Below are 18242 nucleotides of genomic sequence, written 5' to 3' on the forward strand. Positions count from 1 at the left end.
TTTTCATTTGGTCCCAAATTAAATAGCGAACTTTGGCGCAGGCGCAGCGAATTGGCGTTTTGTCTCGCATAGCAGTCGTTGGTGCAAAGCGCAGCGAATGGCCGCTGTAAGTAGTTTATAGGTCCAGACCTAAGCCAATCTCGGCACTCAGCCTTGCTGGCGTTTATTTGGATCTAACTGACGGGCTAAATCATGCGGAATTGTTGACGGCCACAGCACGACAGCAATATAAAACATACAGTGAACATACGTAACGGCTGCTAGTGACGCCTGATTGGGCTGCGGCGTTGAGGTGGGGAAACCGCGTACACACACCAACTTCGCGCGCATGTGGGGTTGTTTGAGATCCGGCTAGGTAACAGGGCTGAAACAGGAGAACGCAATGACGTTTGTAAAAGGCCAAAGTGGCAATTACTCCGGACGCCCACCGATGCCGAAAGAGGTCCGCGAAGCGATCCGGTCCAACGGTGAATTGGCCGTCCGGCGTATGCAGCAACTACTCTGCGAGAGTGTTGTTCCGCAAGGCGATCTATCAGCCAATTTCAAGTTGTTTCAATCTTCCAACCGAAGTTCGCCAGGCTGCAGCATACTTGATAAGCTCGGTTGTGTTGCCCGGTCTTTGAGTGATTTCACCAGCGATGCCAGTTACTGAATTCCCAAAAAGCTGTGCTGCACCAACACTCGTACCAGTTGCTGACTTAACACCAAAGACAGGGCGGCCAGTTGCTGTGTACAGCATGGCGAGGAAATGGGTGTTTTGGGCAAACGGGCCTTCGATAATGGATGGGCCACTTGCGCCAGTTAGCTTCAGGCATGTGCTTGTCATGAGTGCGAGGTAATAGGAAAGCGCGATTGCACGTGAGCCTGATCCTTCGGGCGGTTCCGTGCCTATCCATCGCATGTGTTGGCCTTGAAAAGGCCCGGTTAGATTTTCGACTGCGGGCATGAGCATAATACCTTCGGATAGAACCGTATCAACATCTTGTTCGGATGCCTCAAAAGGGTGTTCCCCTTGGATAAGGTCAAATTCGCGCCCGCCCATGAAGCGAGCCGAGGGCACGGGATCACCAAACGCGTTGACGTTGATGAGCGTGTCTCTGTTTGGGTCGAGCACGACCTCGTCACCACCGACTGTCAGAACGACGACCCAGGTGCCAGTGGACACAACTGAGAACTGCCCATCCTGCGTCAGGAGATGAGGGAGGAGGGAGGCGTTTGAATCGTGAATTCCGCAGACGACTGGTGTATCTTTCGCAAGACCAGTTGCGGTTGCGATCTCGGGCAAGATTGTTCCTAGAACGTCACCCGATTTCCGGACCGGTGCAATCTTCTCGGCAATGCCAAGGGTCGCCGCAAGTTCTGATAGCTTTCCTTGGTGGGGTAACCATAAATCCGTGTGACAGCCGATAGACGTGACATCGTTGGCCACTTCTCCAGTAAGACGATAGGCCCAATATTGAGGATACCCGATGACATGCGCCGTGCGCTCCAACAACTTGGGGTCAGTCAAAAATTGCCAATGCAACTGTGCGCCGACATTCAGACCGCCTGCGAGCCGTGGTGAACCCGTCGATGCAAACGATGGCCGAATGGCATCGTATTGTGCTTCGACTTCTGCTGGAATGGGGTGCTCATAATCAAGGATTGGCGTAGCAAGGTTGCCGCTCTGGTCAAGCAGAACGATACTTGCGCCATGTGTCGTGACCGAGATCGCGTCAACACGGTGCTCACGATGAAATTCGCGCAAGTTATCAAGGATGAAAGACCAATTCCCGTCGGTATCGAAATGAGGCCATGGGAATGCGTTGATGACAACATTCGGGCGGGTAACGACAGAGATCTCGGTAAGGGTTTCGAGATCAACCAAAGCGAGTTTGGCGTTGGTCTTGCCGATATCAATGACTGCGATGTGGCGTGGGTGTGTCATGGCATATGAAAAACGCGAGGTATCGCAGTCGCGACAGGGGCGTTATCGGGGTCAGTTTCCATGATGTCTGCCATATGCGCCCACCATTTTTGCATGATGGGATTAGATGGTAGATCGTCCATTGTGTGGCGGTCGGTTCGGATCAAGACACCGATCAACAGGCCTGTCGGTTCATCAAGGTGGATGCTGTAATCACTCACTCCGGCGTCATGCAGCAGTGTGACAAGCTCTGGCCATATTCCATCATGACGCCGTTTATATTCATCGGTTTGCCCGGGGTTGAGCTGCATTTTGAAAACGTGCCGTTCATTCATGACGTACCCTTCCGTGATGCCAACATGGCCCATAGCCTTGGTAAAGCAATCACCCCGATCAGCAGCAAGCCGATGAAGATCGACATGACGATACCGGGGACGTTGAGTAGGCCCAAGCCAAATGTCACGAGCCCCATGACAAACGCAGCAATCACGACGCCAGGGATCGATCCGGAACCACCAAGGATATTCACGCCGCCGAGGACGACCATCGTGACGACCTCAAGTTCCATACCGGTAGCGATGCTGGGGCGGGTCGAGCCGAGGCGTGAGGTCAGGCAAATGGCTGCGACGCCGGACATCAAGCCGGTCAGAAGAAACAAGATGAATTTGACGCGTTGGACGCGAATGCCACTAAACAATGCGCCAGTTGGGTTGTTCCCTATGGCGTAGACCGCTCGACCAAAGTTCGTTTTGTGCAGAAGGATCCCATAGATAATCGCGATCCCAACGAAGAGAGCCATTTCCACTGTGAAAACCCAATAGATGTAGCCTTGTCCGAACCAAGCGAAGCTATCTGGATACCCTCGGTATGCCTCGTCTCCGAGGATGATATAGCTGATGCCGCGAAACAGGCTCATGGTGCCGATTGTGACAACAATCGAGGGCAGCCCGAGGATGGTCACGAAGACCGCATTAAAGGCCCCGCACAAAAGCCCAACGGTTAGCCCGACGACCACAAGTTCTGGCGTGCCTGCACCGTATTGAACAGCCATGCCCATCGCTGTGCTGGCGAGCGCTATGATGGCAGCAACCGATAGATCGATTTCGCCAGATATGATGAGAAGCGCCATCGCAAAGGCGATCATCGCTTTTTCAGTAAAGTTGAACGTCGCGTCGCTTAGGTTCCAGACGTTCAGAAAGTAGGGTGAAGCAAAGCTGTCGAGGACGAAAATGGCGATTGCTACAGCGAGCAACAACGCCTCCCAGCTGCGCAGGATACGTGCCGCGCGGGTGTGAAGGCGGTCGGGAATTTGTCGGGCGGTCACGTTTGTATCGGTCATTTCGTAGCCTCCGCCGATTTCAAGATGATCCGGCCTTTGTTCTGTCCAGAGCGGGCATTGAAGGCCACAGCGATCAGGATTGCGCTGCCGGAAATGGCCAGCTGCCAGAACGGTGAAATATTGACCACAGGAAGGGCGTTTTTAATCACGCCAAGGAACACTGCACCCAGCACCGCACCGCCAACGGAACCGATACCACCTGCAATCGAGATGCCTCCGATGACACATGCAGCAACGACTTCGAGTTCAAATCCGCCCGCGATGTCCACGTAGGCCACGGCAAATCGAGATACCCAGAGATAACCGGTTAGGCCTGCCAGCGCGCCGGACAAAACGAATGCAAGGAACTGGGTCTTGCCAACATTGATACCAGTATAAACGGCGGCGTTCGGATTGCCGCCGACTGCAAAGATCGACCGACCGAATGCAGTACGTGACATCATGATGCCAAAGAAGATGACCGTAATGATGGCAGCCCAAGATAGGATGGGCAGCCCAATGAACGCGGCCCTTGGGAAGGCTGTGAATGCGGGGCTCATTTCGTGCGAGTTCACCCATTTACCGTCCGAAATCAGAAAGATGATCCCGCGAAAGATCGTCATTGTTCCAAGTGTCACGACGATTGGCGGTATTTCCAGCTTCCAAACAAGGATGCCGTTGACCGCGCCCATGATTGCGCCAAGCCCCATTGCAACAACGATAATCACAGGAATTGGGAGGCCCGGCATCGCAACGTTTAACATCGCCACAACCATGCCGGTCAGGGCTAGGTTGGCGGCAACCGAAAGGTCGATGCAGCGGGTTAGAATAACGACCATCTGGCCGAGGGTTAGGATGATCAATGGGGCCGTATCATTGAACACGTTCGCCATATTGCCGGGAGCCACAAATCCGGGAAACCGAGTAGCCACCAAAATAAGCAAAGCGACAATCGCAGAGGCAAGGATTAGTTCGCGGACGGGAAGAAGTTTTTGCACGATCTCAGGCCTCCTGTTTCATTTGAGAGGTTTCGATCCCGGCCGCGTGGCGCACGAGCGTTTCGGGCGAGAGTTCATCGCCTTCCAGTTCGGCCGCGATACGGCCATCGCGCATTACAATGACCCTGTCAGACAGCCCGATGATTTCGGGTATTTCTGAGCTAACCATGATGACCGAAAGTCCCTGAGCAGCAAGTTCAGTCATAAAGGAATGCACGGCGGCTTTTGATCCAATATCAATGCCCTTCGTTGGCTCATCAAGGATAATGACCTGCGGCTGCGTGGCGAGCCATTTAGCAATGACAACTTTTTGTTGGTTGCCACCAGATAGGTTGCCGACGTCCTGGTCCAAAGACGCGGCACGTAGATCCAAACGTTCGGCATATTCGCGCGATAGTTTGAATTCCTCCGCCAGTCTGATGAAGCCAGACCGCGAGGTGCGACGGATTGAGGGCAGGGTGATGTTCTGGAAAATCGGCAAGCCAATAATTGTACCCTGTTTGCCTCGATCTTCGGGAACGTAGACAATGCCATTGGCCACGGCGTCCGCAGGCGAGCGGATAATGCAGATTTCGCCGTTGATTTGGCAAACGCCCTTTGATGGTTTGGTTATGCCAAACAACGCTTGCATGAGTTCGGATCTACCTGCGCCGACAAGGCCATAGAACCCTAATATCTCGCCGCGTTTGAGACCAAAGCCAATATCGGCAAACTCTGTTGGGTGTGCGTAGCCGGCAACCCGAAACACTTCTTCCGCCGCTGTCGCTGTACGTGGAGGAAAGATTTGATCGATCGACCGACCGACCATGAGTTTGACGAGTTCATCCTGATCAATGTCTTCGATCAACCCTTCACTGACGAATGCGCCATCCCGAAAAACGGTAAAACGATCAGCAATGCGGAAGATTTCATCAAACTTGTGACTGATGAAAAGGATTGCTTTGCCCTGTGACTTCAGCGTCTCAACAAGTTCATACAGCTCTTCGATTTCTTTGTGTGAAAGGGCGGCAGTGGGCTCATCCATAATCACAACACGGGCGTCGACGGACAACGCGCGGGCGATCGCAACAAGGTGCTTATTTGCAATGCCCAAATCGCGAAGTCGGGTGCGCGCATCAAACGGCGCACCAATTTCTTCAAGCAGTTTAGAAGCGGAACGCAGCATCTCTGCGTTGTCGATCAGGCCATAGCGCGTTCTGGGCGCGTGCCCGATGTAGATGTTCTCAGCCACGGACAGCTCGTCAAACAGAACTGTCTCTTGGTGAATGGCGGTGATGCCTGCTTTTGAGGCCGCGCTCGCGTTCGAAAACACAACGGGTGAGCCATCAATGCGGATCGTTCCGCCATCTGGTTGGTAAATTCCGGTGAGTACTTTGACCGTCGTGGATTTGCCGGCACCATTCTCACCAACCAAAGCCGTGACTTGGCCCGGGTAAAGGTTGAGGTGAACAGCATCCAACGCCTTCACGCCTGGAAAAGTCTTTGTGATTGCGTCCATTGAGACGACAGGCGTATCTGGCTTGGTCATTTCAACTTTCGGCTCGTTTAGGTCGTGGAAGTGGAATGGTCCGGCACTGTTCTTGTGCCGGACCAACTTTGACGAGAGGTTTTAGAAGATCGACTTGAATTCATCGATGTTGCTTGCATCATAGACGAAGGGGTCAGCCATTGCGCCTTCGGTGTTTTCGTCCAACGTCAAAGAACCCATACGGCCCATTGGGATGGTTGCACCGGGTGCCGCTTCAACGCCGTTTTGTGACAGCTCATAGGCCAACATTGTTGCTGAGTAACCCAGATCAATTGGGTTCCAGATTGCGAATGACTGCGATGCACCAGATTCGATGGCCCCAGCCATTTCAGATGGAAGACCAAGGCCCGTGACGTTCACTTTGCCAACTTTGCCCGCATCGACAACAGCCTGAGCCGCAGCAACGATACCAACAGATGTTGGTGCGATGATTGCGTCAAGATCAGGGAAGGACTGCATCAGGCCAGTCGCTTCGCGGTACGATTTGTCGGCCAAATCATCACCATAAACAGTCGCAACAACATTGATGCCGTTATAGTCGCCGACAACCTTGCTCATTTCTTCGATCCAGATGTTCTGGTTCGTTGATGTTGATGTCGCTGAAAGAACTGCAACGTCACCGCCATCCGGAAGATGATCGGCAGCCATCTTGATGATCATGTTGCCGATCAAAGCGTTTGAAGAGGGGTTCAGGTGCATTTGACGGCCGTCTGCCGCAACGCCTGAGTCCCAGCTGATAACTGTGATGCCGCGGCTCATGGCTTTCTTAAGTGCAGGAACCAAAGCGTCTGTATCGTTTGCGGAGATTGCGATCGCGTCAACGTTCTGTGCGATCAGGGCGTTGATCACTTCGATCTGGCCCTCAGCGGTTGTATCGGTTGGTCCTGTATAGATGATCTCAACATTGCCAAGTTCAGCTGCCGCTTCTTCAGCGCCTTTTGCCGCAGCTTCGAAAAATCCGATGCCTAGTGCTTTTACGACGATCGCAATACGCACATCGTCTTGGGCCATTACAGGCGTCGCGAACATCGCAGCAACGAGCGCTGCAGATGTCATTACTTTCTTAAGTACACTCATGGTTTCCTCCCTGGAGTGGTGATGATTGGGCGGTTTAAGATACCGCCCCTTCTTTTTGAGCCGCGCCAACTGGCACGACGACAAGGGTAATGTCGGCCGCTTCAAGCATCGCCGCGGTGCGGTCATCGATGCCTTCATCGGTAATGATTGTGTCGATCCGAGCGAGTGGGCAAAGGATCAGGCTGGAGCGATTGGCGAATTTTGAACTGTCGACCAAAACGATAAGTTCTTCAGCTTGGCCAATGAGTTTCTCTTCTGCCTGAATCAGCAACGGGTCTTGCTCCATTAGTCCCAAAGGACCGATGCCTTGGGCACCCATGAACATCCGCTTCGCATAAAAATTGCGGGTTACGTCGTTGTCGAAGGGTGAAAGGATAATGTTCTGCTCGCGGTAGATCACGCCACCAGAAAGAAGGACGGTGTTGTTGGTGTTTTTCAACAAACGTTCAGCGATAGGGAAGGAGTTGGTAAAGACCTGCATCTGACGCGAAGCTAGAGGATGCACCATTTGGAACGTTGTTGTGCCGCCATTGATAATAATCGGTTCACCATCCTTACATAGATCAACCGCAGCGGCTGCGATTGCCTGCTTCTCAGCGATGTTCTGTGTCTCATTGTATGAAAACGGCCGGCCAGCTAAACCGACAAAAGGCTGCGTGGTCAGCGCTTCGGCCCCACCGCGCACACGGCGAAGCTGGTTTTGATCGTCAAGCGTGTTGATATCGCGGCGCACAGTCGCCTCGGACGCGCCCGTCAGCGAACATAAGTCCGTAACCGTGACCAATGAACGGTCCTGAACGGCAGATAGAATTACGCGGTGACGGTCTTTTTCATGCATCCGGACGCTCCCTATTGTTGATCAACGTGGCGTGAGTCGTCAATCAAAGTCAATCATTAATTGTCATAAGGCGTCATTCTGCGGCGCAGCATGATCGTTAATGATTGAAGTTGATTGACTTACGCGCATCCTGGCGTCAGCTTAAAGCGAACTCGACCCCATGCACTTTCTCTCAATGGAGACACCAATGAGCCCCACGACTTCTGCGCAACGCCTTGAAAACAAATGGAACGCGTCTAGCACCAATGGAATGAGTGAGCCTGAGCTTTTGCTATACCGATCCAATCTTCTGGGGGCAGATAAGAGAATCACCAATTATGGCGGCGGCAATACATCTGCAAAAGTTGCGCAGAAAGATTTGCTCACCGGCGACACTGTTGAGATCCTTTGGGTCAAGGGTTCTGGCGGTGATCTGGGTTCGATCAAGATGGATGGGTTCTCATCGCTTTATATGGAAAAGCTGAACGCGCTGCGCGGTCTCTATCGTGGTTTGGAGTTCGAAGATGAGATGGTCGGCTATCTGCCGCATTGTACTTTTAATCTAAACCCGCGCGCTGCTTCTATCGACACACCATTGCATGCATATGTCCCACGCAAACACGTTGACCATATGCACCCGGACGCGATCATTGCGATTGCAGCGGCTAAGGATAGCAAGTCGCTCACCCAGCAAATCTTTGGGGATAGCATCGGATGGCTGCCGTGGAAAAAACCGGGGTTTGAACTTGGTCTTTGGTTGTCAGACTTCTGCGAAAAGAACCCAGACGCCAAAGGTGTTGTTCTTGAAAGCCACGGGTTGTTTACATGGGATGACGACGCAAAGACTTGCTATGAATTAACCCTCGAGGTCATCCAAACAGCCATTGATTGGTTCGCGGAACAAACGACTAGCCAAGACACCTTCGGTGGTCAGATACATACAAGCCTGCCTGAAAAAGACCGCCGCGCAATCGCCGCGGAGTTTATGCCCGCGATCCGCGGTATGGTGTCAGAGCATCACCATATGGTCGGCCACTTCACTGACAGCGACACCGTGTTAGAATTCGTCAACGCTAGAGACATGCAGCGTCTCGCCGCCCTTGGCACATCATGTCCAGACCACTTCCTTCGCACCAAGATTTGCCCACTTGTCGTAGATTTTGATCCCGCGAAACCGAACGTAGAAGCAACCTTGGCCGGACTAAAGGCCGCAGTCGCTGAATACCGGATTGGCTACCAGGCCTATTACGACCGCTGCAAGAAGCCAGACAGTCCTGCAATCCGGGATCAAAACGCGGTAGTCTATCTTGTACCGGGCGTTGGCATGATCACTTTTGCAAAAGACAAAGCCACTGCTCGTATATCCGGAGAGTTCTACGTCAACGCCATTAACGTGATGCGCGGCGCGGACGGTGTTTCCCAATACCAAGGCTTGCCAGAGCAAGAAGCATTCGACATTGAATATTGGTTGCTGGAAGAAGCAAAACTCCAACGCATGCCTGCGCCAAAATCAATGGCTGGTCGCGTCGCGCTTATCACTGGCGGGGCAGGGGGCATCGGTTCAGCAACCGCTGAACGCTATTTGAAAGAAGGTGCCTGCGTCATCCTCGCTGACATCGATGACGCTTCGCTTATCAAGACTGTCGACAACCTTACTGATCGCTACTCGGCTGATGTCGTTAGGTACCTCAATATGGATGTTACTGATGAGGCTGCAGTTCAAGCGGCCTACAAGAACGCCTCTGTTGAATTTGGTGGCGTTGACATCCTTGTGTCAAATGCTGGCATTGCCAGTTCGGCACCGGTTGAGGAAACGAGCCTCGCCATGTGGAACAACAACATGGAAATTTTGTCTACCGGATATTTCCTTGTAAGCCGTGAAGCGTTCAAAGTGATGAAGGTGCAGGACATGGGGGGTGCTCTTGTCTTTGTTGCCTCCAAGAATGGTCTTGCCGCATCACCCAATGCCGCTGCGTATTGCACGGCCAAGGCTTCGGAAATTCATCTTGCGCGCTGTTTGGCTCTCGAAGGTGCGCCGCATGGCATTCGCGTGAACGTGGTAAACCCTGATGCCGTCTTGAGGGGGTCGAAAATCTGGGAAGGTGATTGGCTTGATCAACGCGCAGGGACATATGGCACTGACAAGGATGGCCTTGAAGAAATGTACCGCGACCGGTCTTTGCTAAAACGCTCAGTCTTGCCTGAGGATATTGCCGAAGCTGCCTATTTCCTTGCTTCAGAGCTCTCATCAAAGTCGACTGGGAACATCATCAATGTAGACTCTGGCAACGTCCAAGCCTTCACGCGTTAAGGGAAAATTTCGATGATCAAACAAGACTCCATCACCCAGTCCAACGACAAAGCACGCGCGGATTTGCAAGCAGACTATGAAACTCTCGGGGAGCATTTGGATCGCCGAGGCATCCAGATCGCCGACATCAAAGCAAAGGTGGCTGCATATGGCGTCGCTGTACCAAGTTGGGGCGTCGGGACAGGCGGGACACGTTTTGCGCGTTTCCCAGGAGAAGGCGAGCCACGCGATATTTTTGACAAACTCGATGATTGCGGTGTGATCCACCAACTGACAAGCGCAACACCATCCGTTTCATTGCATATTCCGTGGGACAACGCACCCGCGTCAGACCTCAATGCAAAGGCTGAAGAGGTCGGACTTACGTTCGATGCAATGAATTCGAACACATTTCAGGATCAAGCCGATCAGGAATATAGTTACAAATTCGGGTCGTTATCTCACACCGACGCAGCTACTCGCCAGCAAGCCATCGATCACAACATCGCATGCATAGAGCTTGGCGATCAGCTCGGCTCAAAAGCGCTGACAATCTGGGTCGGGGACGGTTCCAACTTTCCGGGGCAAGCCAACTTCACGCGTCAGTTTGAGCGCTATCTTGATGCGGCCAAGCAGGTCTATGACGCACTGCCCGCCGACTGGACGCTTCTTACAGAACACAAAATGTTCGAACCTGCATTCTATTCAACGGTTGTGCAGGATTGGGGAACGAATTTACTGATTGCCCAACAACTCGGAGCGCAAGCCAAATGCCTTGTCGACCTCGGCCACCACGCACCAAATGTGAACATCGAAATGATCGTGGCGCGTCTGAACCAATTTGGAAAACTCGGCGGCTTCCACTTCAATGACAGTAAATACGGTGATGATGACCTCGATACCGGTAGCATCGATCCGTACCGGCTGTTCTTGGTCTTCAACGAACTTGTCGAAGCTGAGGCTGATCCCGAATTCAATCCTATGCACATGCTCGACCAAAGCCACAACGTGACCGATCCCATCGAAAGCTTGATGAGCTCCGCCACCGAAGTGCAACGCGCATATGCCCAAGCGCTGTTGGTCGACCGCAACGCTCTTTCAGGATTTCAAGATGATAACGATGCTCTTATGGCATCGAACACCCTTAAACAGGGTTTCCGCACTGACGTGGAACCAATCCTCGCCATGGCACGTTTGGAGGCGGGCGGCGCAATTGACCCGGTTAGGGCATATCGGGCGGCTGGCTACCGAGAAAAAGTTGCCCAGAAGCGACCAAGGCAGAGCAGCGCAAGCAGTGGGATTGTTTAGCCGAACGGATAAATCGATGGGATTCCGTTTTGTCATGGTGGCCTTCATGAGGATGGTCTCGTTAGGGTTGGAAATAGGAGGCGGGCCTTGCTTTCGCTAACTGGGGCAGTGTCATAGGGAACTGGCTTGTGCAGGGCAGGGTGGTTTCGTAGCGTCCAGTGATGACCAAACCCGACCTATTCAAGTACTTCAAGACGAGCCCGCAGATCATCCTCCTGACGGTTATGATGTATGTGCGTTATCCACTTTCACTACGAAATGTGGAGGATCTGCTGCACGAACGCGGCATCGAGATCAGCCATGAGACGGTGCGGTTCTGGTGGAACAGGTTTGGCCCGTTGTTTGCTGCGGAGATCCGAAGAAAACGGGTTCAGCACCCTCGCGCTCATTCGAATTGGCAATGGCACTTGGACGAAGTGTTCGTAAAAATCAACGGAGAAACCCACTATCTCTGGCGGGCTGTGGATCACGAAGGCGAAGTGTTGGAAAGCTACGTTACGAAGCGCCGAGATCGAAAAGCAGCATTGAAATTCCTCAGAAAAACAATGAAACGATATGGTCAACCATATGTCATCGTGACCGATCTACTGCGGTCATACGGTGCCGCGATGAAGGTTATCGGCAATGTGGGCAAACAGGAAACCGGCCGCTGGCTGAACAACAGGGCCGAGAATTCACATCAGCCTTTTCGACGAAGAGAGCGGGCGATGCTGCGCTTCAGACTCTCCGAACATTGCAAAAATTCGTCTCCGTCCACTCCTCGGTCCACAACCATTTCAACCAGGAACGCCACCTTTACTCACGCGCCAATTTCAAGCTGAACCGAACCGCCGCTCTCACCGAGTGGCGTCAACTCGGTGCGGCATAAAGGGCAGCTTCATTGTCCTTGCAGAGACTGGTTCGCATTCGTCTGACAGCACCAAGCGCACTTCTGGTCAATGTTGATAACGAGACCCTTCGCCGTATCATGGGCAATGAAGAGGCGATGAAAGCCGTCGAAAGGATTGAAGGATGGCGCGCGCTCGGTGACAACATCATCGAGACGATCAGACAGCGATGTTACAGATTGCATTCTCCCAGTGGCCTGCCGCAACGGAGTCGGAACTGTCTATGGTGAACCAGACGAATAGACCCGTCATCAACGACTTTTCCAATGGTTATGCAGCTATCAAATTTCGGACGACATTTCTGCCTCAACGAGTGCTGTGAATGCAGCAACTTTTGCTGGCAGTATCTCGTAATTTGGATAGGTCACAGTCAACCAAATTTCGGGCGCATTCCAGTCGGGCAGGATTTGCTGCAATGCGCCAGCGTCCAACGCGTCCTGCATCAGGAACGCTGGCAGAAGAACAATGCCCTCATCGTTACAGACCAGACGGACCAAAGTGTCGCCATTGTTGCAGGTCAGGCAAGGCTTCAGTGCGACCTGCACTGTGTCTTCCCCACGCGCTAACGTCAAAACGGCGTTACCCCCGCGTTCGGCGTAGTGCAGGCAGTCATGGTCTTGCAGTACCTTCGGGGCCGCGGGAGTGCCACGACGCGCAAGGTAATCGGGCGATGCAGCAATTATACGCGGAACCACACAGATCTTGCGCCAGATGGTCGATTGATCCGTCGGAGGGCCAGAAATGCGCAACGCCATGTCATACCCGTCCCGCGCTATATCAACAAAACGGTCCGTCAGTTGCAGGTTTACGGAGACATTCGGATGCATGATGCGAAATTGCGACATGATCTGCGGCAGCACGCGCATCCCAAAGGACAAGGGTGCCGTAATCGTCAGCGGCCCAGACAGCCCGATCTGACGTTCGACTACAGCGGTGTTCGCCTCTTTCAGAGCCGACAATATCGGCAAGGTTCGTTCCAGGTAAAGCCGCCCTGCGTCCGTTAATGCAACATGACGGGTCGTGCGGGTAAAAAGCTGAACACCCAAATTTGCCTCAAGTTCGGCAATCTGACGTGTGACGATACTGGGCGACAGGCCAAGCATACGACCCGCTGCGGCAAAACCGCCCTGTTCGGCGACGCTGATAAAACTGATGATCTGTTCAAGTTGTCCAGCCATTCCTTCATCCTGCGCAATAATATCATCCTATTATTGCGTATTATCATATATGTCGCCATCGCTATCTTATCCTTAAGAACATTAAACCGAGGACACATCTTATGTTGAACCAAATCAAAGGCCTGCACCACGTCACCTCGATGGCTGGTGACGCATCCATCAATAACCGCTTTTTTACGGACACGCTTGGCCTGCGTCGGGTGAAGAAAACCGTGAACTTCGACGCGCCAGACGTCTATCACCTCTATTACGGGGACGAAGTCGGCACGCCAGGGTCGGTTATGACCTACTTCCCCTTTCCCGGCATGCCAAAGGCAAAGCACGGCACCGGAGAGGTCGGCACAACCGCGTTTTCTATCCCCGAAGGCAGTGCTGCGTTTTGGACAGATCGCCTTGCCGCCAAATCCGTGGCCAATATCCACTCGGACGAGAGTTTTGGCGAGACACGTGTGTTGTTCGACGCACCAGACGGCGATCAGTTTGCTCTGGTTGAAGCAAAGAACGACACCCGTGCGCCCTGGACAGGTGGCAGCGTTGCTGGAGACGAAGCCATTCGGGGCTTTTACGGAGCCTCCATGCGGTTGCGCGATGAGGGCGCGACGGCGGACCTGCTTGGCTTCATGGGCTATCAACCCGTGGACACGTCCGGTGGCATTAAGCGCTTTGCCATCCCAAACGGGAATGGCGCGGATGTGATCGATCTGGAAACCTTACCGGGCGTTGACTACGCCAGCCAAGGGGCGGGGTCAGTTCACCACATCGCATTCGCCGTTGAGGATCGTGCGGCCCAGCTGGAGGTCCGGCGCGCATTGTTGGACACCGGCTATCAGGTCACGCCCGTGATCGACCGCGATTACTTCTGGGCGATCTATTTCCGCACACCGGGCGGTGTGCTGTTCGAAATCGCTACCAATGAACCCGGCTTCGACCGCGACGAAGACACGGCCCATCTGGGTGAGGCGCTTAAATTGCCTTCACAGCATGAGCAACTGCGTGATCGCATTGAAGCTATCCTGCCCCCGCTTGCTGCTTAAGCAGGCAATGAAAGGAGAAACAAGATGACTTACATCCATACAGAGAAGCGCGCCGTCCCCGGCGCGCCTCTAATCTTTACCTTCCACGGCACAGGCGGGGACGAACATCAGTTCTCTGGCCTTGCGGCACAACTGATCCCCGAGGCAGGCGTTGTCTCACCTCGGGGGGACGTGTCGGAGATGGGTGCCGCTCGGTTCTTCAAACGCACCGGCGAAGGCGTCTATGACATGGATGATCTGGCCGAGCGTGTCGCCAAGATGGGCGCGTTCGTGCAGGAAATGATCACGGATGGCAAACCCTCGCGCGTGATTGGGATAGGTTATTCGAATGGCGCGAACATCCTTGCAGCACTTAGTTTTAAGAAGCCGGACCTGTTCGACGACCTGATCCTGATGCACCCGCTGATACCGTGGGCCCCCAAGCCTCAGCCGAGCTTGGCAGGCAAACGCGTGCTGATCACCGCCGGGCAGCGCGACCCGATTGGCCCCGCTGCAACGACACAAAAGCTGGCGGACTACTACGCAGCACAGGGCAGCGCGACACAGCTGGTCTGGCACGAGGGTGGTCATGATTTGCGCCAATCTGAGATTGAGGCGGTAGCCTCGTTTCTACATCCGCAGTCAGTGTCGGCCTAATACCAGACGAAAGGGTTGGATCGAGACAATCTGACCCATTCACAGGCCCCACGCTCAAATGCGCTAATTACGTTAATCCAATATGTTCGATCACTCACATGCCAAGGGTAAAGGATCAAAATGCCTGAGTTCAGCGGTCTTGAAATGCGGTTCCTTGAAGCATTTGCCATCATCGCACTGGCCTGCTTCTTCGTGCTCATTGCCAAATGGCTAAAATTGGGCACGATCATTGGCTACCTGCTGGCGGGTGTCGCTGCTGGCGCATTTCTGTCCTTCAGCTTTTCCGATCACCCCGAAGAGCTTTTGCATTTCGCAGAGTTTGGCATTGTTCTTTTTCTCTTCGTGATCGGACTTGAGTTTCGCCCTGCACGTCTTTGGGAGATGCGCGGCGACATTTTTGGGCGCAGATTGATACAAGTGCTGGTGCGTGGCGGTTTGGTGCAACCCATGTCATAGGGGAAACTGCCGAGTGTGCGCTGAGCGGTGGTGGTCTTGTCCTATCGCAGATAGGCCTGTCCAAGAGCGAGATTTCTAGTATTTTGGATCAGGTCCGAGCTGACGACATCCGCGGGCTGAAAGAGAAAACCACGTTGTTCACCGCGTCCGAGGATCGTGCCGACATTGTTGAAAAAATCAAACCCACCCCATTGTCACAAAATCAGAGAGGTCCGTCATGAGCTGGAACCCCACAATTGAACCCCATTGCCCTGAAGCAGGCGATATCGATGCGATCGAGACGCTGATCATCCCGCGCGCCCGCGATCTGGGCGGGTTTGAGGTACGCCGCGCCTTACCCGCACCCAAGCGACAGATGGTTGGTCCGTTCATCTTCTTTGACCAGATGGGTCCCGTGGAGTTCCTGACGGATCAGGGCATCGACGTGCGCCCGCATCCGCATATCGGGCTGGCCACGGTGACGTACCTTTACAAAGGCGAATTCCAGCACCGTGATAGTCTGGGCAACAACCAGATGATCTATCCTGGCGAGGTGAACTGGATGATTGCGGGCAATGGCGTCACCCATTCTGAGCGCACCAGCGCCGAGACGCGCAAGGGCGCAAGCAGCCTGTTTGGTATCCAGACATGGGTGGCTCTGCCGGAAAAGGACGAAGAAACTGACGCCGGGTTTGAACATCACGCAGAAGAGGCGCTGCCCTTCATTGAGGGTGAAGGTAAGGAGGTCCGGCTGATCATTGGCAACGCATGGGGCGAAGCAGCACCCACCAAGACATTCTCGGAGATGTTCTATGCCGACGCGATCCTGCAACCCGGCGCACTGATCCCGATGCCTGACAATCACGAAGATCGTGGCGTCTATGTCGTTGCGGGCAGCGTAACGATTGCGGGTGATGTGTTTGAAGCAGGCCGTATGATGGTGTTCCGCCCAGGCGACGCGATCACGCTGAAAGCGGGCGATCAGGGCGCGCGACTGATGTTGCTGGGCGGTGAGACGATGAATTCCTCGCGCTATGTCTGGTGGAACTTTGTGGCCTCCTCGCAAGACAAGATTGACGCTGCGAAAGAGGCGTGGCGCGCGGGTGATTGGGCACATGGACGGTTCCAACTGCCACCAGATGACAACGCAGAGTTCACGCCGCTGCCGGAGAACCGCTGATGGCCCTGATCCATGAACGCATGAACCGGGGCCGCACCCAGATGGGCTGGCTCGACAGTTTCCATACGTTTTCTTTCGGTGGGTTCAGCGATCCGACCCGCATGGGCTTTCGCAATCTGCGCGTCATCAATGAAGACCGCGTGATCCCCGGCGGTGGCTTTGGCACGCATGAACATGCCGATATGGACATCCTGACCTATGTGATTTCGGGCGCGCTGCGTCATGAGGATTCCATCGGCAACGGGTCGGTGATCAACGCGGGCGAGATGCAGCTGATGTCGGCAGGCACTGGTGTGACCCACTCCGAGATGAACGCCTCTGATGCAAAGCCTGTGCATTTTCTTCAAATATGGCTCATCCCAAAAGAATCTGGGGTCGCGCCAAGATATGCCGAAACCAAGCTGGATCATAACATATCAGCGAGTGACTTCGAGCTTGTTGCTGGGGGTGCCAGCGCCTTGCCACTTCATTCCGACGCGCGGCTTTATCGTGCCTACCTTGATGAGGGCGCAACCGTTTCACACATGCTGGCACCTGGTCGGGGCGGCTTTCTGCATGTCGTCTCCGGCAAGGTGAGGATCGAGGACGAACCGCTATCGGGTGGTGACGCCTTGCAATTTGAAGGCGTCCACGCCTGTATGATTAGGTCTGAGACCGATGCCGAACTCTTGGTCTTTGATTTGCCCTAAGGAGAAACCGATGCTACCAGCCCTTGATTACGACAAATGGTCCGAAACCAAAGACACTCTGCATCTGTTCCTGCAGATCATCGGGAAGATCCGGTTGAAGGCCCATCCCAAGCAGAACCATTGGTGGCATGTCACGCTTTATCCTTCCGTGCGTGGCCTGACGACTGGTCGCATTCCCCATGGCGCTGACAGTTTTGAAATCCTCTACGACATGCTGGACCACCAGATTATCGTTAGCTGCAATGATGGCACGTCAGAGCAGTTCGATGTTGCTGGTTTAGCCGTGGCCGCGTTTTACAACACGCTCTTCCAAGTTCTTAAGGGCCTTGGCATCGAGGTCAAGATTGTCGTGAAGCCCTATGAAAATAAATCCACCGTCCCTTTTCCCCAAGACACCGCGCTGCGTGCCTATGACAAACAGGCGGTCACGGACTTCTGGAAAGCTATTTGCGCCATCGCCAACATATTTGAGCGGTTCCGCGGGCGCTTTACGGGCAAGCAAACGCCGGTGCATCTGTACTGGCATTCCTTCGATCTCGTCTCAACACGCTTCTCGGGCCGTGCGCATCGGCTAGAGGGCGGCACGAACTCGGATCGAGAGGCCTATTCGCACGAGGTCATTTCGGTTGGGTTTTGGCCGGGCGACGACACGTTTTCAAAGGCGGCCTTCTATGGCTACGCCTATCCAGAACCCGCTGGCATGAATGGTATACCGTTGCAGCCTGTCGAGGCCGAATGGATCGAAAAGAACGGCGGCGCGCTGGCTATTCTGACCTATGACGACATGCGTCTGTCCGATGATCCATCTGCAGCCTTGCTGAAATTTCTGGAAAGCGTCTATCAGGGCGCGGCAGCAAAAGCGGGCTGGCCCATGCAAGACCTCACCCACGCCTACGCAGAATAGAAAGGAGAAATGATGGCACTGTCAGAATAAAACTGGTTGAGGCGGGCAGGGGGGACG

16 protein-coding genes and 1 pseudogene are annotated in these 18242 nt (G+C 53.9%); 9 read left to right on the forward strand and 8 right to left on the reverse strand.

Features of this window, described 5'->3' with window-relative positions; all coding sequences use genetic code 11:
* Positions 1–532 precede the first annotated feature (532 nt).
* From C1J03_RS03550 to C1J03_RS03580, 7 genes are all read right to left on the reverse strand, one after another.
* Positions 533–1927 carry an FGGY-family carbohydrate kinase gene (locus C1J03_RS03550; RefSeq protein ID WP_114883760.1) on the reverse strand — a complete coding sequence of 465 codons (1395 nt, stop codon included), beginning with the start codon at positions 1925–1927 and terminating at the stop codon, positions 533–535.
* Complete coding sequence (gene rhaM / locus C1J03_RS03555; protein WP_114883762.1) at positions 1924–2241, reverse strand: L-rhamnose mutarotase; 318 nt, start codon at positions 2239–2241, stop codon at positions 1924–1926. Before rhaM ends, C1J03_RS03550 begins: the two co-directional genes overlap by 4 nt.
* Positions 2238–3245, reverse strand: coding sequence for an ABC transporter permease (locus C1J03_RS03560; protein WP_114883764.1), 1008 nt, complete (start codon positions 3243–3245; stop codon positions 2238–2240). Before C1J03_RS03560 ends, rhaM begins: the two co-directional genes overlap by 4 nt.
* Entirely contained in the window at positions 3242–4222 is a 981-nt protein-coding gene (locus C1J03_RS03565) for an ABC transporter permease (protein ID WP_114883766.1), read from the reverse strand. The genes C1J03_RS03560 and C1J03_RS03565 overlap by 4 nt, the downstream gene beginning before the upstream one ends.
* 4 nt (positions 4223–4226) lie before the next feature.
* Positions 4227–5750, reverse strand: coding sequence for a sugar ABC transporter ATP-binding protein (locus C1J03_RS03570; RefSeq protein ID WP_114883768.1), 1524 nt, complete (start codon positions 5748–5750; stop codon positions 4227–4229).
* A gap of 81 nt (positions 5751–5831) precedes the next feature.
* Positions 5832–6827, reverse strand: coding sequence for a rhamnose ABC transporter substrate-binding protein (gene rhaS / locus C1J03_RS03575; RefSeq protein WP_114883770.1), 996 nt, complete (start codon positions 6825–6827; stop codon positions 5832–5834).
* Between the two features lie 34 nt (positions 6828–6861).
* On the reverse strand, positions 6862–7665 hold the full coding sequence (locus tag C1J03_RS03580) for a DeoR/GlpR family DNA-binding transcription regulator (RefSeq protein WP_114883772.1): 804 nt from the start codon (positions 7663–7665) through the stop codon (positions 6862–6864).
* Between the two features lie 187 nt (positions 7666–7852).
* On the opposite strand from C1J03_RS03580, the gene C1J03_RS03585 reads away from it, so the two are divergent.
* The 3 genes and pseudogenes from C1J03_RS03585 (at position 7853) to C1J03_RS03595 (ending at position 12110) form a co-directional block, all read left to right on the forward strand.
* Positions 7853–9955 (forward strand): bifunctional rhamnulose-1-phosphate aldolase/short-chain dehydrogenase, encoded by a 2103-nt coding sequence (locus C1J03_RS03585; protein ID WP_114883775.1) that lies wholly within the window; start codon positions 7853–7855, stop codon positions 9953–9955.
* A 12-nt stretch (positions 9956–9967) separates the two neighbouring features.
* Positions 9968–11242 (forward strand): L-rhamnose catabolism isomerase, encoded by a 1275-nt coding sequence (gene rhaI / locus C1J03_RS03590; protein ID WP_114883777.1) that lies wholly within the window; start codon positions 9968–9970, stop codon positions 11240–11242.
* A gap of 161 nt (positions 11243–11403) precedes the next feature.
* Positions 11404–12110, forward strand: a pseudogene (locus C1J03_RS03595) (IS6 family transposase).
* A gap of 300 nt (positions 12111–12410) precedes the next feature.
* Here the strand turns inward: C1J03_RS03595 and C1J03_RS03605 are convergent.
* Positions 12411–13307, reverse strand: a complete 897-nt coding sequence (locus C1J03_RS03605) for a LysR family transcriptional regulator (RefSeq protein WP_114883782.1) — start codon at positions 13305–13307, stop codon at positions 12411–12413.
* Between the two features lie 101 nt (positions 13308–13408).
* On the opposite strand from C1J03_RS03605, the gene C1J03_RS03610 reads away from it, so the two are divergent.
* The 6 genes from C1J03_RS03610 (at position 13409) to C1J03_RS03635 (ending at position 18185) form a co-directional block, all read left to right on the forward strand.
* Entirely contained in the window at positions 13409–14341 is a 933-nt protein-coding gene (locus tag C1J03_RS03610; RefSeq protein WP_114883784.1) for a VOC family protein, read from the forward strand.
* 24 nt (positions 14342–14365) lie between these two features.
* A complete protein-coding gene (locus C1J03_RS03615) occupies positions 14366–14977 on the forward strand; it encodes an alpha/beta hydrolase (RefSeq protein ID WP_114883786.1) in 612 nt (203 codons plus the stop codon).
* A 120-nt stretch (positions 14978–15097) separates the two neighbouring features.
* Complete coding sequence (locus C1J03_RS03620) at positions 15098–15433, forward strand: cation:proton antiporter domain-containing protein (RefSeq protein ID WP_114883788.1); 336 nt, start codon at positions 15098–15100, stop codon at positions 15431–15433.
* 217 nt (positions 15434–15650) lie between these two features.
* Positions 15651–16592 (forward strand): pirin family protein, encoded by a 942-nt coding sequence (locus C1J03_RS03625; RefSeq protein ID WP_114883790.1) that lies wholly within the window; start codon positions 15651–15653, stop codon positions 16590–16592.
* A complete protein-coding gene (locus C1J03_RS03630; protein WP_114883792.1) occupies positions 16592–17281 on the forward strand; it encodes a pirin family protein in 690 nt (229 codons plus the stop codon). The genes C1J03_RS03625 and C1J03_RS03630 overlap by 1 nt, the downstream gene beginning before the upstream one ends.
* Before the next feature lie 10 nt (positions 17282–17291).
* Entirely contained in the window at positions 17292–18185 is an 894-nt protein-coding gene (locus tag C1J03_RS03635) for a DUF5996 family protein (RefSeq protein ID WP_114883794.1), read from the forward strand.
* The last annotated feature ends 57 nt before the right edge of the window (positions 18186–18242 follow it).

It is taken from the genome of Sulfitobacter sp. SK012 (genome assembly GCF_003352085.1).
In the GTDB taxonomy this organism is placed as follows: domain Bacteria; phylum Pseudomonadota; class Alphaproteobacteria; order Rhodobacterales; family Rhodobacteraceae; genus Sulfitobacter.

Excerpts from the sequence above, each read along its gene's own strand:
- C1J03_RS03550 (WP_114883760.1), bottom strand. The coding sequence starts at position 1,927 with ATGACACACCCACGCCACATCGCAGTCATTGATATCGGCAAGACCAAC.
- rhaM (WP_114883762.1), bottom strand. The coding sequence starts at position 2,241 with ATGAATGAACGGCACGTTTTCAAAATGCAGCTCAACCCCGGGCAAACC.
- C1J03_RS03560 (WP_114883764.1), bottom strand. The coding sequence starts at position 3,245 with ATGACCGATACAAACGTGACCGCCCGACAAATTCCCGACCGCCTTCAC.
- C1J03_RS03570 (WP_114883768.1), bottom strand. The coding sequence starts at position 5,750 with ATGACCAAGCCAGATACGCCTGTCGTCTCAATGGACGCAATCACAAAG.
- rhaS (WP_114883770.1), bottom strand. The coding sequence starts at position 6,827 with ATGAGTGTACTTAAGAAAGTAATGACATCTGCAGCGCTCGTTGCTGCG.
- C1J03_RS03580 (WP_114883772.1), bottom strand. The coding sequence starts at position 7,665 with ATGCATGAAAAAGACCGTCACCGCGTAATTCTATCTGCCGTTCAGGAC.
- C1J03_RS03585 (WP_114883775.1), top strand. The coding sequence starts at position 7,853 with ATGAGCCCCACGACTTCTGCGCAACGCCTTGAAAACAAATGGAACGCG.
- rhaI (WP_114883777.1), top strand. The coding sequence starts at position 9,968 with ATGATCAAACAAGACTCCATCACCCAGTCCAACGACAAAGCACGCGCG.
- C1J03_RS03605 (WP_114883782.1), bottom strand. The coding sequence starts at position 13,307 with ATGGCTGGACAACTTGAACAGATCATCAGTTTTATCAGCGTCGCCGAA.
- C1J03_RS03610 (WP_114883784.1), top strand. The coding sequence starts at position 13,409 with ATGTTGAACCAAATCAAAGGCCTGCACCACGTCACCTCGATGGCTGGT.
- C1J03_RS03615 (WP_114883786.1), top strand. The coding sequence starts at position 14,366 with ATGACTTACATCCATACAGAGAAGCGCGCCGTCCCCGGCGCGCCTCTA.
- C1J03_RS03620 (WP_114883788.1), top strand. The coding sequence starts at position 15,098 with ATGCCTGAGTTCAGCGGTCTTGAAATGCGGTTCCTTGAAGCATTTGCC.
- C1J03_RS03625 (WP_114883790.1), top strand. The coding sequence starts at position 15,651 with ATGAGCTGGAACCCCACAATTGAACCCCATTGCCCTGAAGCAGGCGAT.
- C1J03_RS03630 (WP_114883792.1), top strand. The coding sequence starts at position 16,592 with ATGGCCCTGATCCATGAACGCATGAACCGGGGCCGCACCCAGATGGGC.
- C1J03_RS03635 (WP_114883794.1), top strand. The coding sequence starts at position 17,292 with ATGCTACCAGCCCTTGATTACGACAAATGGTCCGAAACCAAAGACACT.